The 16,100-nt window shown below is 42.7% G+C and carries 9 protein-coding genes and 1 tRNA gene; 5 read left to right on the top strand and 5 right to left on the bottom strand.

The features are described 5' to 3' along the window. Positions 1-108: 108 nt before the first annotated feature. Entirely contained in the window at positions 109-4,149 is a 4,041-nt protein-coding gene (locus AAHJ11_RS12650) for a response regulator (RefSeq protein WP_234133226.1), read from the bottom strand. Positions 4,150-4,360: 211 nt separating this feature from the next. Here AAHJ11_RS12650 and AAHJ11_RS12645 point away from each other — a divergent pair, with 211 nt between their 5' ends. From AAHJ11_RS12645 to AAHJ11_RS12630, 4 genes are all read left to right on the top strand, one after another. Beyond that, complete coding sequence (locus tag AAHJ11_RS12645; protein ID WP_148363894.1) at positions 4,361-6,643, top strand: GH92 family glycosyl hydrolase; 2,283 nt, start codon at positions 4,361-4,363, stop codon at positions 6,641-6,643. Positions 6,644-6,696: 53 nt separating this feature from the next. After that, the gene (locus tag AAHJ11_RS12640; protein ID WP_195649266.1) at positions 6,697-7,647 is read left to right on the top strand and encodes an endonuclease/exonuclease/phosphatase family protein; all 951 of its coding nucleotides are present in this window, start codon (positions 6,697-6,699) and stop codon (positions 7,645-7,647) included. 80 nt (positions 7,648-7,727) lie between these two features. Beyond that, a complete protein-coding gene (locus AAHJ11_RS12635) occupies positions 7,728-8,861 on the top strand; it encodes a glycoside hydrolase family 76 protein (protein WP_413579596.1) in 1,134 nt (377 codons plus the stop codon). Between the two features lie 573 nt (positions 8,862-9,434). After that, entirely contained in the window at positions 9,435-10,595 is a 1,161-nt protein-coding gene (locus AAHJ11_RS12630; RefSeq protein ID WP_195649315.1) for a glycoside hydrolase family 130 protein, read from the top strand. Between the two features lie 328 nt (positions 10,596-10,923). Here the strand turns inward: AAHJ11_RS12630 and AAHJ11_RS12625 are convergent, their stop codons facing one another. The 4 genes from AAHJ11_RS12625 to AAHJ11_RS12610 all read right to left on the bottom strand — a co-directional run bounded on the left by AAHJ11_RS12625 (position 10,924) and on the right by AAHJ11_RS12610 (position 15,533). Beyond that, positions 10,924-13,194 carry a GH92 family glycosyl hydrolase gene (locus AAHJ11_RS12625; protein WP_413579587.1) on the bottom strand — a complete coding sequence of 757 codons (2,271 nt, stop codon included), beginning with the start codon at positions 13,192-13,194 and terminating at the stop codon, positions 10,924-10,926. Positions 13,195-13,498: 304 nt separating this feature from the next. Next, positions 13,499-14,170 (bottom strand): RluA family pseudouridine synthase, encoded by a 672-nt coding sequence (locus AAHJ11_RS12620; RefSeq protein ID WP_195649268.1) that lies wholly within the window; start codon positions 14,168-14,170, stop codon positions 13,499-13,501. 9 nt (positions 14,171-14,179) lie between these two features. Continuing rightward, positions 14,180-14,926: a 3-oxoacyl-[acyl-carrier-protein] reductase gene (gene fabG / locus AAHJ11_RS12615; protein WP_010536417.1), complete on the bottom strand. Its 747-nt coding sequence runs from the start codon at positions 14,924-14,926 to the stop codon at positions 14,180-14,182. Positions 14,927-14,942: 16 nt separating this feature from the next. Beyond that, positions 14,943-15,533: a TetR/AcrR family transcriptional regulator gene (locus tag AAHJ11_RS12610; protein ID WP_007763961.1), complete on the bottom strand. Its 591-nt coding sequence runs from the start codon at positions 15,531-15,533 to the stop codon at positions 14,943-14,945. 237 nt (positions 15,534-15,770) lie between these two features. Between AAHJ11_RS12610 and AAHJ11_RS12605 the strand changes: the two genes are divergently transcribed. After that, positions 15,771-15,843 (top strand) — tRNA-Met (locus AAHJ11_RS12605). Positions 15,844-16,100: the final 257 nt, after the last annotated feature.

The raw sequence follows: 16,100 nt of genomic DNA, 5'->3' as shown, positions 1-16,100 counted from the left end.
CTCTACCAAAAGAAAATTAACTGCTTTTTTTTACCTTTTGGCACGGATATTTACTACATTAACACGGATATTTACTTCTTCTTTTTCTTTAAAAATTCCCGCCACAGACTACTGCTGAACCTCTTCCAAATGTTTCATCCGAAACTCTTTTGGCGTACATTCATACTTTTCACGGAACACCTTAAAGAAAGTAACTTTGTTCGAGAATCCCGAATCGAATACAATTTCATCAATCGTCTTTTTAGTGGTCAGCAATAAATCTTTCGCTATGTGCAAACGACATTCCTTAATCAGATCGGTCGGGCTATCCTCTCCTATCTCTTCCATCTTCCGGTAAAGACTCCGGGGACTGATTGCCAGCCGATCGGCGATATAACGCGGAGTCAAATCTTTGTTCGTTATATTATCATTGATAATCTTCAAAACCGACTGTAGGAACTTCTTCGACTCTTTATGCGTCAACTTCCCGTCCGACTTTTCAAAAGAACTAATCGGCGAACTGAAATAATTCTTCAACACCTCTTTCCGTTCCATCACCTGACAGACAGAAATACGAAGGTACTCCGCACTAAACGGTTTCGTGATATACATTTCCGCACCGGCAGAAAGAGCCTCCATCTGTTGTTCCATCTCGTGCCGTCCGGAAACCACAATAATAGGAATATGCGCCGTCTCTTTCACCGATTTGATCCGCCTGGTCAGTTCAATGCCACCCATTCCCGGCATCATGACATCACAGATTATCACATTCGGATAAACCTCATTCATCACCTGATCCAGCCGTTCGGGATCTTGCAAGGTTACCACATTGAAATCAGCCGAGAATATTTCTCCAATAAACCATAGCATTTCAATTTCATCATCGACCACCAAAAGCGTGGGACGCATCTTGTCAAACTCATACTGTGGAAGTTTCAGTATCGATTGAGTATCTATCTTAGGGATGTATTCCGCTGTGAGCCGCTTGGTTTCCGACACTCCGGTAGTCAGTTCCACGACCGGCAAGGTGAGTGTAAACATCACCCATCCGTCAGGAGTATTTTCCACTTTCAACGTACCATTCAGTAACTTTGCCATATTATAAGAGATGGCTAGTCCCAGTCCGTTCCGTGAAAAGTTCTTTTCATCCTGATTCTCGAAATTATCCAAAATGGCATACCGGTTAAAAATATACTGGAAATCCTTTTCCTTGATGGTACTTCCTTCATTTGCTACACGAAGAGTCAGCATGTTTTCCCCACTCGTATCCACTTCAATCTTGATACTCTGTCCGTCGGGAGTATATTTAAAGGCATTAGAAATCAGATTAATAATAATCGTATTCAGAAATCCCTTGTCCGAGTTCCACATCACCTGTTCGGGTATCTTGCTCAAGAAAGTGATGTTTCTGGATTTAGCCATTTCGACAAACGTTTTGGCTATTCCTTTCACAATAGAAGACACATTCAATGACTCAATCCGTACTTCCCTGTTTCCTGTTTCAATCCGACGGAATTCAATCAACTCATGAATCAGGTTGTTGAGACGCTCCGCATTCGTCTGAATCATCTGTACGTAGTCCACGACAAATTTACTAAGTCCCTTCGATGAAAGGATTCGTCCGCAAGGACCATAAATCAAAGTCAGCGGAGTACAAAACTCATGTGCGATATTAGTAAAGAAACGAAGTTTGGACTCAAAGACATTCTTTTGATGGCGTTTCTCTATCTCGTTCAGCAATTCCTGCTTTTTACGTTTGGAGCGCAGTATAAAAGAACGTATCAGTAAGGCTGCCAGTAAAAGCAGACAGAAGGCATAAATCAAATAAGCCCACCAGGAAGCATACCACGGATCGCCTATACGAATGACCAGGGAATAGACATCACTCTCTTTATCAAAGACACTATTGTAATATTTCACCAGTAAGGTATATTCACCAGGAGCCATATTCGTAAAAGAGACTCCACTTTCCGAACCATTGTTTACCCATTGGTCACTCAATCCTTTCAGTTTATAGAAATAGGTACAGTTATTACCATTCAGATAATCCACAGAAGCAAATGAAACTGAAAAGAAATTCTGGTCATACTGTAAATTCAAGACTTCAGCTTCTTTTTTCCGGGTGAGAAATTCTCCCAGATTGTATTGTTCACCGAAGATAGACAGCTTATCAAAATAAACAGGAGGCATATAAAGCTGCTCCGGACGGCCATCCGCCCGGATAGCTACGACTCCATTGATTCCTCCAAAGAACAGAGTACCAGTCCGGGAATCCCGAAAAGCGGCACCGTCACTAAACTCTACCACCTTTAAACCATCTCCGAAACCATACGAACGAAAGACATTCCGTTTCGTATCGAAATTGATTAATCCGAGATTGGTGCTCAACCAGAAATTGTCGGACGAGTTTCTAAGAATTGCATGAATGGTATTATTCAGGAAACCATTCTTGGCATTGAAGAGCTGATAAGAAGTTTCCGAAGTGTACTTTATCAATCCGTAGCTCGTTCCAAAAAGATAGTTATTGCTGCTGTCTTTACTGATGGCGAGAATATTATTCAGGGTCATGTTTTCGTATTTGTGAGTAGACACCGGTTCCAGGCCGTTCGTCGTTTCGTTATAGCGGAACACCCCATATCCTTTATTACCAAACAACAGGTTGGTTTCATTCTCCGCATAAATAGTAAAGAAATAGTTCGATCCCAGTTCGCCATCATTAATGATGTAACGTTGCGCATCCACAATCACCGGATTGTCCGGTGTTCCGGCAATACGAGCCTTCACCACTCCCATGCCGACACTCGCCAGCCACAGTTCGGAATCTGCTGTTTCGTAAATGTCATGGATGTATTTGAAATCTTCGTTGCCGATCCGTATTGGTATACTCTTGATACGTTTTTCCCGATATGAATAATAAGTTAATCCTTCTTCGTCTCCTATCCAAAGCAAATTCCGGTGGCTTTTGGCAAAACAATAAACGGCATTACTACTCAAAGCACTATTAGAGGTAGTCAACACCTCTGATCGGCAGTCAGAGATGTTTTTATCGAATTCGTAATCATAGATTTTAAGAATTCCGTTTCCTTTGGTTCCCACCCAAAAAGTACGTTCATCATCAAGATAGATGGCACGCACGGGGCGTTCTATTTTCTCGGTGTAATTGCTAAGCACCATTGATTTGATAGAATAAAGCGGGTTCGAATAAAGATAAACACCTTGCCCGTCTGTACCAATCCAAACAACATCCTGAAAACGGTCCTTCTTGAGACAGAATACACCGCTGTTGATTGGCAACGGCTGAATTTGATAATGATTCGTTTCCTTCTGTTTCTCCAACAGCAGAATACCATCCATCAAAAAACCCACAAAATAGCTGTTATGATAATGAACGATGGAAGAGATTTTGCCACGTTCCTGTATTTCCTTACCCAGATTGGCAATAAATTCATTCTTCTGGGTCGGAATATGGAAAGCATAAAAATTAAATTCCTTGTCTATGTAATAAAGAGATTGCTCGTCATTGAAACAATAGATCAAGGAGGTCTGATAAATCAGATTCGTTTTTTGGGGTAACAGGGTGATATCTCCCGATGTGGCTTCCTGCTGTATGTCATAACAACGGTTGTATCCTTTCATGACTACCCACATCCGGTTATTACCATCGATAAAGAAGTTTACGATATCGGAAATCGGAATTCCCGTGATATTGATTTTCTTGAAGACGCCTTCTTTTTTATGATAATAATAAATGCAGTTACTATCCTGGATAATGAACAGATTACCATGACTATCCTTATTCATAAAGAAGAGTTTCTGAAATTCATTATAGTGAGTGATTGTATTGGTTTTCCGGTTCAAACGGTTCAACCCATAGTAGGTTTGAATCCAGTAAATGTCTTCACCCGTATACACAATATTGTCAATCAGATTACCAGATAAGTAATCCTCCTTGTCACGGGTCTTAAATTCCTCAATCTCTTGTCCATCATAAATATTCAGTCCGTCGCAGGTCCCGATCCACATTAATCCACGTTCATCCTGGCACAGAGATGTAATCGAACTATTAGACATATATTCTTTATCTGCAACTTGCTTCAAATTATAAGCATAAGCGTTATGTATCAACAGATTAAGAAAAAAGAATAGAATAAAAAACGACTGTTTCCCCATAGTGTATTATTCTTAGATTTGCTATATGACAAAGGTAAACAAAAAAACATTCCGAGCTTTTTTTTTGGCCGAGATATAAGTAAATATCCGTGCCAGAGTAGTTAATTTCAGTGACAAGAGACGATTTAAACTCCCTATTACTAGAAGCGCATTCCTTTTCTCCCTATTTTCGTCGTAGAAATTATTTTCAAATCTATAAATTCATTGGTTCATGAAAACACCTTTTTCATTTAAACACTTGCTATTTCTTGGAGGTGCCGTGTTGTACAGCCTGCAATCTTCTGCCGTTAAGAATCCGGTAGACTATGTCAGTACACTGGTAGGCACTCAATCCAAGTTTGAACTGTCTACCGGAAACACGTATCCGGCTACGGCATTGCCGTGGGGAATGAATTTCTGGACACCGCAGACCGGTAAAATGGGAGACGGTTGGGCATACACGTATGATGCCGACAAAATCCGGGGATTCAAACAAACACATCAGCCCAGTCCCTGGATGAACGACTACGGGCAGTTTGCCATCATGCCTATCACTGGCGGACTGGTATTCGATCAAGACCGACGTGCCAGTTGGTTCTCTCACAAAGCGGAAGTTGCCAAACCTTATTATTATAAGGTGTACCTTGCCGACCATGATGTAACAACCGAGCTTGCTCCTACGGAGCGTGCCGTCATGTTCCGTTTCACATATCCGGAGACAAAGAATGCCTACGTGATTGTAGATGCTTTCGACAAGGGATCTTACGTGAAAGTGATTCCGGAAGAAAACAAGATTATCGGCTATTCAACCAAGAATAGCGGTGGCGTGCCGGAAAACTTCAAAAACTATTTTGTGATTCAGTTCGACAAACCGTTCACATTCCTTTCCGCAGTTTCCGAAAATAACATTCTTCCGAATGAAACAGAAGCGAAAGGAAACCACACAGGTGCCGTGATCGGGTTCGCCACCCAAAAAGGAGAAATTGTACACGCACGTGTTGCTTCCTCCTTTATCAGTCCCGAACAGGCGGAGTTGAATCTCAAAGAGCTTGGCAAAAACAGTTTCGACCAACTGGTAGCAAACGGAAGAGAGGTCTGGAACCGTGAAATGAGCAAGATAGAGGTAGAAGATGACAACATTGATCATTTACGTACATTTTATTCCTGCCTGTACCGTTCGATGCTTTTTCCACGCAGTTTCTACGAAATAGACGCTAAGGGACAAGTCATGCATTACAGCCCCTACAACGGCGAAGTGCGTCCCGGCTATATGTTTACCGACACCGGATTCTGGGACACGTTCCGCTGCTTGTTTCCTTTCCTCAACCTGATGTATCCGTCAATGAATCAGAAGATGCAGGAGGGACTGGTGAATGCTTACAAAGAAAGCGGTTTCCTGCCGGAATGGGCCAGCCCGGGACACAGGGATTGCATGGTGGGCAACAACTCGGCTTCCGTAGTGGCCGACGCTTACATCAAAGGGTTGCGCGGGTATGACATCGAAACTCTTTGGGAAGCATTGAAACATGGAGCCAATGCACATCTTAGCGGAACTGCTTCGGGACGTCTCGGCTACGAATCTTACAACCAACTGGGATATGTCGCCAACAATATCGGCATAGGACAAAACGTTGCACGTACATTGGAATATGCATATAACGACTGGGCGATTTATACATTAGGCAAGAAACTCGGTAAACCGGAAAGCGAAACCGATATTTACAAGAAGCGCGCATTGAACTATAAAAATGTCTATCATCCGGAACACAAACTGATGGTAGGTAAAAACGACAAAGGCGTATTCAATCCGAAATTCGACGCTGTAGACTGGAGCGGTGAATTTTGTGAAGGAAACAGCTGGCACTGGAGCTTCTGCGTATTCCACGATCCGCAAGGACTTATCAACCTGATGGGAGGCAAGAAAGAATTCAATACGATGATGGATTCCGTTTTCGTCATTCCGGGCAGACAGGGAATGGAGAGCCGCGGCATGATTCATGAGATGCGTGAAATGCAAGTGATGAACATGGGGCAATATGCGCACGGAAACCAGCCTATTCAGCATATGGTGTATCTCTACAACTATTCAGGCGAACCCTGGAAAGCCCAATACTGGATACGTGAGATTATGAACAAGCTATACACCGCCGGTCCCGACGGCTATTGCGGCGACGAAGACAACGGACAAACTTCCGCATGGTATGTATTCTCCGCACTCGGTTTCTATCCAGTTTGTCCGGGAACAGATGAATATATCATAGGAACTCCGCTCTTCAAATCAGCGAAGTTACATCTGGAAAACGGAAAGACCATTACGATCAAAGCAGATAACAACCAGCTTGCCAACCGCTACATTAAAGAAATGAAGGTGAACGGGAAATCACAAACCCGCAATTTCCTTACACATGACCAGCTGACAAAAGGTGCTAATATCCAATTCCAAATGAGCCCCGTACCCAATAAACAGCGGGGAATCACAGAAAAAGATGTACCTTACTCTCTTTCATTTGAATAAAATATTGTACTTTTGGAGGTCAATGAATTATCTACCAAACAAACTATAAAAACATGAAACTGAAAAGTCTTTTACTAATTTCCCTTGTTGCGATCGTATTCTGCAATTGCCAGAGTAACTATCAGCCTACCACCTTTACTGTTGCCTCTTATAACCTAAGAAATGCCAACGGCAGCGATTCACTTCGCGGAAACGGTTGGGGACAACGTTATCCGGTCATTGCCAAGATGGTGCAATACCACGATTTCGATATTTTCGGCACACAGGAATGTTTCCTTCATCAGCTGAAAGACATGAAGGAAGCACTTTCCGGTTATGACTATATCGGTGTGGGCCGTGACGACGGTAAAGATCAGGGTGAACATTCTGCAATCTTCTATCGTACCGACAAGTTCGATCTTGTAGAGAAAGGCGACTTCTGGCTGTCGGAGACTCCCGATGTGCCGAGCAAAGGCTGGGATGCCGTGCTACCGCGTATCTGCAGTTGGGGACACTTCAAATGCAAAGATACCGGTTTCGAATTCCTGTTCTTCAACCTGCACATGGACCATATCGGGAAGAAAGCCCGTGTGGAAAGTGCGTTCCTTGTACAGGAGAAGATGAAGGAACTGGGCAAAGGCAAGAATCTTCCGGCTATCCTGACCGGTGACTTCAATGTCGATCAGACTCATCAGTCATACGATGCTTTTGTAAGCAAAGGCGTGCTGTGCGATTCCTACGAAAAATGCGATTTCCGTTATGCTATCAACGGAACCTTCAATGACTTCGACCCGAACAGCTTTACAGAAAGCCGCATCGACCATGTATTCGTATCTCCGTCTTTCCATGTGAAAAGATACGGCGTACTGACAGATACTTACCGGAGCATCGTAGGAAACGGAGACAAAAAAAATGCAACCGACTGTCCGGAAGAAATCGACATCAAAGCATATCAAGCCCGCACTCCTTCCGATCACTTTCCTGTAAAGGTAGAGTTAGAGTTTGACGAACGTCGGCAGAAATAATTTTATTAGTTAAAAATAACCTGAAAAGTTTCACCACACAACCTGATATTCCTATGAGAAATATATACACCCTAGCCTGTATGTTATTTTTCCTTACGTCCGCAACGGGAAAGACACCGGAAAACAATCGCTATCTTTCCATTGCCGACTCGATTCTGCACAATGTATTGAATCTTTATCAGACGAAGGACGGATTACTGACAGAGACTTATCCTGTCAATCCCGACCAGAAAATCACTTATCTGGCTGGAGGAATGCAACAGAACGGAACGCTGAAAGCCTCTTTTCTATGGCCTTACTCCGGGATGATGTCAGGTTGTGTGGCGTTGTACAAAGCTACCGGTAACAAGAAGTACAAGAAATTACTCGAAAAGAGAATCTTGCCGGGAATGGAACAGTATTGGGATAACAGCCGCCAACCAGCCTGTTATCAGTCATATCCGGCCAAATATGGTCAGCACGGACGTTATTATGACGACAACATCTGGATTGCATTGGATTATTGCGACTATTACCAGCTCACCCACATCCCAACTTATCTGAAAAAAGCCATCGCATTGTATCAATACATTTACAGCGGCTGGACTGACGAACTGGGTGGAGGTATTTTCTGGTGCGAACAGCAAAAGGAAGCAAAACACACTTGTTCGAATGCCCCGTCAACTGTGCTCGGTGTCAAGTTATACCGATTGACAAAAGATGCCAAGTATCTGGAAAAAGCAAAGGCTACCTATGCCTGGACCAGGGAACATCTTTGTGACCCCGACGACCATCTTTATTGGGATAACGTCAACCTGAAAGGAAAAGTGTCCAAAGAGAAGTATGCCTACAACAGTGGGCAGATGATTCAGGCAGGCGTGTTGCTCTATGAGGAAACAGGAGACGAACAATATCTGCGTGATGCCGGACAAACAGCTGCAGGAACAGACGCTTTTTTCCGTACGCAAGCCGACAAGAAAGATCCGGTAATCAAAGTACACAAAGATATGGCTTGGTTTAATGTGATTCTGTTCAGGGGATTGAAAGCTCTGTACAAGATTGACAACAATCCGGTTTATGTAGATGCCATGGTGAACAACGTTCTTCATGCTTGGGAAAACTACAGGGATGAGAACGGACTATTGGGAAGAGACTGGTCGGGACATAAGGAGGAACCGTATAAATGGTTGCTCGACAATGCCTGCCTCATTGAGTTTTTTGCCGAAATAAATTAACTTCATCCATTATTATTACCATGAATATAACTAAAATAGTTGGTTTATCCATCCTCCTCTCCGGCAGTGCCGGTATGCAAGCGATGGAGTAGCCGATTGCTCATATCAGGAATTATTGTATTCCTGCTTACGGAATAACTGTTTCTAACATTGACACTTACGGTTCCAAGATAGTTTCAAGGCAGAAGAACTTTAGTTTCAAGCCTTTGAAACCATAGTTTCAAGCAACAGAAACTAAAGTTTCTCACCAATGAAACTAAAGTTTCCTACTGATGAAACTAAAGTTTCAAGCAATGAAACCTTCTCTCACCTGTAATAGTATGATAATGAGCGAATACAACTCCGAATAGAGAAACAAGTACCCTCATAGCAGAAAAACAATAAAATCCCAGCTTTCGACAAAGTGACAGCACACCATGCCGTCACCTTGCCATCACACCATGCTGTCACACCGTAATATTTTCAGGATCAATAATTTATATCCAATCAGGTGACAGATGACAGCATTTTATTCATTTTTCAATTTATATGTAGAGAGTTATATGACTCCTGAAAATAAACAACCCATATAATATAGACAATATGAAATCAACTTTTTTATTCTTACTTGCTACGACAGTGATGACTTGTGCTGCCAACGGCCAGTCTTCCAATCATAAAGAGAACCAGTTACCCGATTGGGCTTTCGGTGGTTTCGAACGTCCGAAGAGCGTAAATCCGGTAATATCCCCCATCGAAAACACCCAATTTTATTGTCCGCTCACAAAAGACTCCATTGCATGGGAATCGAATGATACATTCAATCCGGCAGCTACAATCTACAATGGAGAGATTGTCGTGTTATACCGTGCAGAGGATAAATCAGGGGTCGGCATCGGACGCCGTACTTCACGCCTCGGTTATGCAACCTCTACTGATGGCACACATTTCCAACGGGAAAAGACTCCTGTATTCTATCCGGATGACGATTCACAAAAAGAATTGGAATGGCCCGGCGGCTGTGAAGATCCACGGATTGCTGTAACCGATGACGGACTTTATGTAATGATGTACACCCAATGGAACCGCCATGTGCCTCGGCTGGCAGTAGCGACCTCCCGCAATCTAAAAGATTGGACAAAGCATGGGCCTGCTTTTGCCACGGCATACAACGGAAAGTTCTTTAATCTGGGCTGTAAATCCGGCTCTATCCTGACGGAGGTTGTCAAAGGCAAACAGGTTATCAAGAAAATCAACGGAAAATACTTTATGTACTGGGGCGAAGAACACGTATTTGCGGCTACTTCTGATGATTTAATCCATTGGACTCCGATTGTCAACATTGACGGCTCCCTGAAGAAGCTGTTTTCTCCCCGTGACGGCTACTTTGACAGCCATCTCACCGAATGTGGACCACCGGCCATCTACACTCCGAAAGGAATCGTCCTTCTTTACAATGGTAAGAACCATTCAGGAAGAGGTGACAAACGTTATACTGCCAATGTTTATGCTGCCGGACAAGCGCTCTTCGACGCCAAAGATCCTACCCGCTTTATCACCCGTCTCGACGAACCGTTTTTCCGCCCGATGGATAGCTTCGAAAAGAGTGGACAATATGTGGACGGAACCGTATTTATCGAAGGAATGGTCTATTTCAAAAACAAATGGTATTTGTATTATGGCTGTGCCGACTCCAAAGTAGGAGTAGCCGTTTATGATCCGAAACGGCCGGCAAAAGCTGATCCGCTGCCATAATTAAGTATATGCACACAAGTAGTTTATATAATCATTCAGACACGGATTACATCCTCCTTTAAAAGAAAGAAAGTAATCACGACTAACTTATTTCTTAAAACTACATCCTCTCAAACGGTTGAAAACGGTAAGTTCCTGTAAGGATTTACTTTTCAGCCGTTTTTAGTGTATAAAATAAAGCTTTCCGAAGCTGAACTAAATGTTACAACCGGAAAGCTTTACAATACCTATTGAAAACTGAATTAATACTCGGGAACTAACTTTATTCTTTCATTGCCGGAGACTTTTCCCTCCTTTCAATAAGGACTTATCTTTTATAAGCTGTCTTTCATCTATTTATCTTATTCAAAACAACCGGTCTGTTTGCCGGAGCCTTACCAAAATTCTTATTCGGCTTTTTCCCCATTACAAACTTCAATGTGCTGCCATTTATTATATCCTGATAAGTGATATAACTCTTATCATAAGGCTTGCCATTTAAATACACTTTCTGGATATAGATATTTTCTTTGCTGTTATTTGGTGCTTCTACAGTAAAAGTATTACCACCACGTACCTTCATTTCTACTTTCTTAAAACAGGGGCTACCGAAAACAAATACACCATCCGACGGGTTCACCTGATAGAGTCCCATGGATGAAAGCAGATACCAAGCTGACATTTGTCCACAATCTTCATTGCCGATAATACCATCCGGTTGGTCTGTATAAAAATCACTCATGATGAAACGGACCTTTTCCGCCGTTTTCCATTGTTCACCGGCATACGCATAAAGGTAAGCAACATGGTGGCTCGGTTCATTTCCGTGCGCATATTGTCCGATCAATCCGGTTATATCGCTCGATGCTCCTTCGCCCATACTGTCGGTGTTGGTAAAGAAACTATCAAGCTTCGTCGCAAAGGGTTTGTCACCGCCAAACAAGGCAATCAGTCCATACGGATCTTGTGGAGCAAAGAAAGTATATTGCCATCCGTTTCCTTCACAGAAATCTCCGACAGTATGGATGGAACGTGCCGGATCGTAAGGAGTACGCCAAGAGCCGTCTTCCAATTTCGGGCGGATAAAATGGATGGAAGAATCAAAATAGTTCTTATAATAATGAGCACGTTTCGAGAATGTTTCAGCATCTTCGACCTTTCCCATCTTATATGCCATAGCAGCAATTCCCCAATCGTCCACCGCATATTCCATTGCTATCGAAGTCGCCTCATGGATTTTGTCGGCAGGAATATATCCTTTTTCTACCACATAGGGTACTCCCTTTTGTTTCTCGTAAGTAGCCGTAGCTTTCATAGCCTGCCATGCTTCTTCCGCATCGAAACCGGTAAATCCTTTCAGATACGCATCGGCAATCACCGGCACGGAGCTATAGCCCGGCATCTGATTGGTTTCGCCGCTCATCAAAGGCCAGATGGGGAGTTTATCCTGCTGACGATAGATGGAAATCATCGAATTGACTACATGGTCCACCATTTCAGGTTGGGTGATAGTCATCAGAGGATTCAATGCACGGTAGGTATCCCACAAAGAAAGAGTTGTATAGTTGGCTTTCTTAGGATCCGTGTAAATCATGTCGTTCATTCCTCTATACTCTCCATTCACATCACAAAAAAGTGTAGGGGCAATCATGGTATGATAGTGTGCGGTATAGAACACACGTCTGGAAGCCTCATCGTCGGTTTCTACTGTCATCTTCTCCAGTTGCTTGTTCCATCGGGCGGCACTCCTATCCACTACTTTGTCAAAATCCCAGTGGGTAAGTTCGGCTTGCAGATTCATCGCCGCATTGTCACAGCTGACAGAAGAAAGAGCGACTTTTATCTTCACTTCTTTCACGTTACCAAAAGTGAGGACACTCTTCACTGATGCCACTTTCAGTTGCCCCCAAGGTTTCGGGGTATTATCGTCATAGGCAGTAAACTGCTCTATCTTCTTATCACTTTTCAACACAAAATAAACTTTGCGGGAAGGACTCCAGCCTCTCACATAACGATACCCCTCTACTGTATAATCATCTACTTTACGGATATAACTGTCGTAAGCATTCGAGCCGTTCCCTTCACGTAAGTCGATCAATATGGAAGCAGGTTTTCCTTCAGGATAAGTATAACGATGGAAGCCTACACGATCTGTAGCTGTCAGCTCAGCTTTGATATTGTAACGGTCGAGAAGCAAAGAGTAATATTCGGGACGGGCAATTTCATTCGTATGGGAATATCCGGAAGCATAGCCATCTCGTATATCATCCTGATTGCCTCTAGGCGTACGGATTTCATTCAATGGCATGATGAGAATATCACATAAGTCAGTACAGCCCGTACCGCTCAAATGGGTATGTGAAAAACCGATTAAGATGCTATCGGAATAATGATAACCCGAACACCAGTCCCAACCTTTATGGATGTTAGTAGGGCCCAGCTGCACCATTCCATACGGAACACTCGTCCCAACAAAAACGTGTCCATGATAACCGGATCCGATATACGGATCGACGTACTGCAATAATCCTTCACTTTTTGAATAGTCCCGTTGCGCAACTCCATTTCCCGCTGCAAACAAGAAGCAGGAAGTCAATGCAAGTAGTTTAAATGCTTTCATTCGTATTCTTCTTTGGTATGATTGATAATAACAATTAGCGAATGATGCAAATATACTACCTATTCAGGAATTTACTAAATGTCGCTGGAGTTTACTAGAAAAATGGCAGGCAAGTTTACTCTTTTGGCAAGAGTTCCAATCACAGACTTACCCGAATTTCCATAGAAAAAGCTGTATACCAAGCACTCTTGCTAAACAATCGTATATTATTAGGTACAGATTCCATGTTTTTTAGAATAATGAATTGTAAAGCAACAGCGCCAATCCGTGAAATCCGTGCTTAAATTTATTATAGAAATCCGTGTTAATCTATGATGAATCCTTTCCATAAATTCCCTTCGGGAAGGGGAGCTTCAAGCTCTATCAGCTCTTTGGAAACAGGATGTATGAATCGCACTCTCCGGGCGTGCAGACAAATGCTCCCATCCGGATTGGAGCGTGGAGAACCATATTTCAAATCTCCTTTGATAGGACATCCCATTTTGGCCAACTGACAACGAATCTGATGATGACGTCCGGTCTTCAAATCGACTTCGAGCAAATAGTAATTCTCCGAACGACCGATCAACCGGTAATGCAAAATCGCTTTCTTACTGTTCGGAACTTCCTTATCATATGCATAACTTTTATTTTGCTTTTCATTACGCACAAGAAAATGTATCAGTTCGCCTTCCGGTTCTTCCGGTTCATTTTTCACAACCGCCCAATAAGTCTTTTTCACCTCACTGGTGCGAAACATCTCGTTGAGTCGTGTAAGCGCTTTACTCGTTTTGGCAAAAATAACAAGACCGCTTACGGGGCGGTCCAACCGGTGTGTCACACCGAGGAAAACATTTCCGGGTTTCTGATACTTCTCTTTCAGATACTGTTTCACAGTCTCCGAAAGCGGCGTATCACCCGTCTTGTCTGCCTGGACAATCTCGGAAGCGGTCTTATTGACTACAATGATATGGTTGTCTTCGTATACAACAGTCATTCTGTTCGATTACATATTCATACCACCATCTACCTGAATCACCTGGCCCGATACATAAGATGACATATCAGAAGCAAGGAAGGTAGCGATGTTTGCCACATCTTCAGGAGTACCACCACGACGCAAAGGTATTTTCTTTGCCCATTCAGCTCTTACTTCATCAGAAAGAGCAGCTGTCATGTCTGTCAGGATGAATCCCGGAGCGATAGCGTTGGCACGGATGCCGCGAGAACCCAACTCCTGTGCGATAGACTTAGCCAATGCAATCATACCTGCTTTGGAAGCAGCATAGTTAGCCTGTCCTGCATTTCCGTGAACACCTACAACAGATGCCATATTGATAATGCTACCGGCTTTCTGACGCATCATGACAGGTGTACAAGCATGAATGAAGTTAAACGCCGACTTCAGGTTCACGTTGATCACCATATCCCATTGCTGTTCGCTCATGCGCATCATCAAACCGTCACGAGTGATACCGGCATTGTTTACCAATATATCGATCCGTCCAAAGTCCTTGTGGATTTCTTCTACGACCTTTGCAGTATCTTCAAAGTTAGCAGCGTTAGATGCATAGCCTTTGGCTTTCACGCCCATTGCTTCAAGTTCTTTAGCTGTATTTTCTGCATTTTCGTCAATGACAAGGTCAGTAAATGCGATGTTTGCACCTTCGGCGGCAAACTTAAGAGCGATAGCCTTACCAATACCGCGAGCAGCACCGGTTACAATGGCTGTTTTTCCGTCTAATAATCCCATACTAAAAGTTATTTAATTAAATTTCTGTTCTATGCAGTGCGCCAAACACGATGTTGGACACATATTTATTTCTTGTATCTTCATCCAGATGCGCGCCTATATGACCACGGATATAAGGAACTTCAATTCCTTTCACACAATAATGAATCAAGTCGGCAGTCATCTCCACATCGTCAATATGAAAAACTCCTTTTGCCTGTCCTTCCAGGAGAACGGCTTTAAAAAGCTGGACTTCCTTTGCATCAAACTTCTTGCGGACTTTCTCTACCCGCCATATATCACGGAAGAAATAAGCACGCAGTGTTCCGTTTCGATAGACTACCTCTTTTACCGCGTCCAACCGGGTATATATCATCTCCAGCAATTTCTCGTCCGGTGAGATGTTTTTCTCGGCTACCCGCTTCATCATATCCGACAGAATATCCAATTCCGACTCCACAACAGCCAAATAAATTTCGTCCTTGCTTTTGAAATAAGTATAGAGTGTTCGTCTACCTTTTTTAGAAGCAAGAGCGATATCGTTCATAGTTGTGTTTTCTACTCCCATCTTCGCAAAAAGCTGACGGGCTACATCTACTAATTTGGCTTTTGTCTTGGATACGGTCATAGGTTACAAATTGCACATTGCTGAATATTTTGAGCAAAAGTAATTCTTTTCTTTAGACCATACAAGAAAATAGAGAGAATATTAACATTTGTATATTAATAGGTGCTAAGAAAAAGTTTCATCATTATTTCGCTCATTCTCAACCTAATAAGAAAAAAGTGAAGATTTATTCGAAAAATATTCAGCAATATATTTGTTTGTTTCAAAAAAAGCCGTACCTTTGCACCCGTTAAACATCGCGGAGTGGAGCAGTTGGTAGCTCGTTGGGCTCATAACCCAAAGGTCATTCGTTCGAGTCGGATCTCCGCAACTAAAGAAAAGAAGAATCGCAAAATGCGGTTCTTCTTTTTTATGACGACTCTTCTCTACAGACTTTATTCACAACCTCATTTCAGTTATCAACAAGGATATTAACAAAGTTATTAACAGGTTAATTTGTTTATAACAAGATAATTAACTACATATAGTCATTTTCTATCAACAAGGCAGTATTTAGTTATTCACCATACAAAAGCCGGCTGATTCCTCATGAATCAGCCGGCTTTTGTATTCTTTCGAAAAAGGGTA

The organism is Bacteroides sp. 90-K9/2, assembly GCF_047310725.1.
Taxonomy (GTDB): domain Bacteria; phylum Bacteroidota; class Bacteroidia; order Bacteroidales; family Bacteroidaceae; genus Bacteroides; species Bacteroides vicugnae.
Note: the sequence above shows the minus strand (reverse complement) of the source record. Positions and strands in the feature narration are given on the sequence as shown.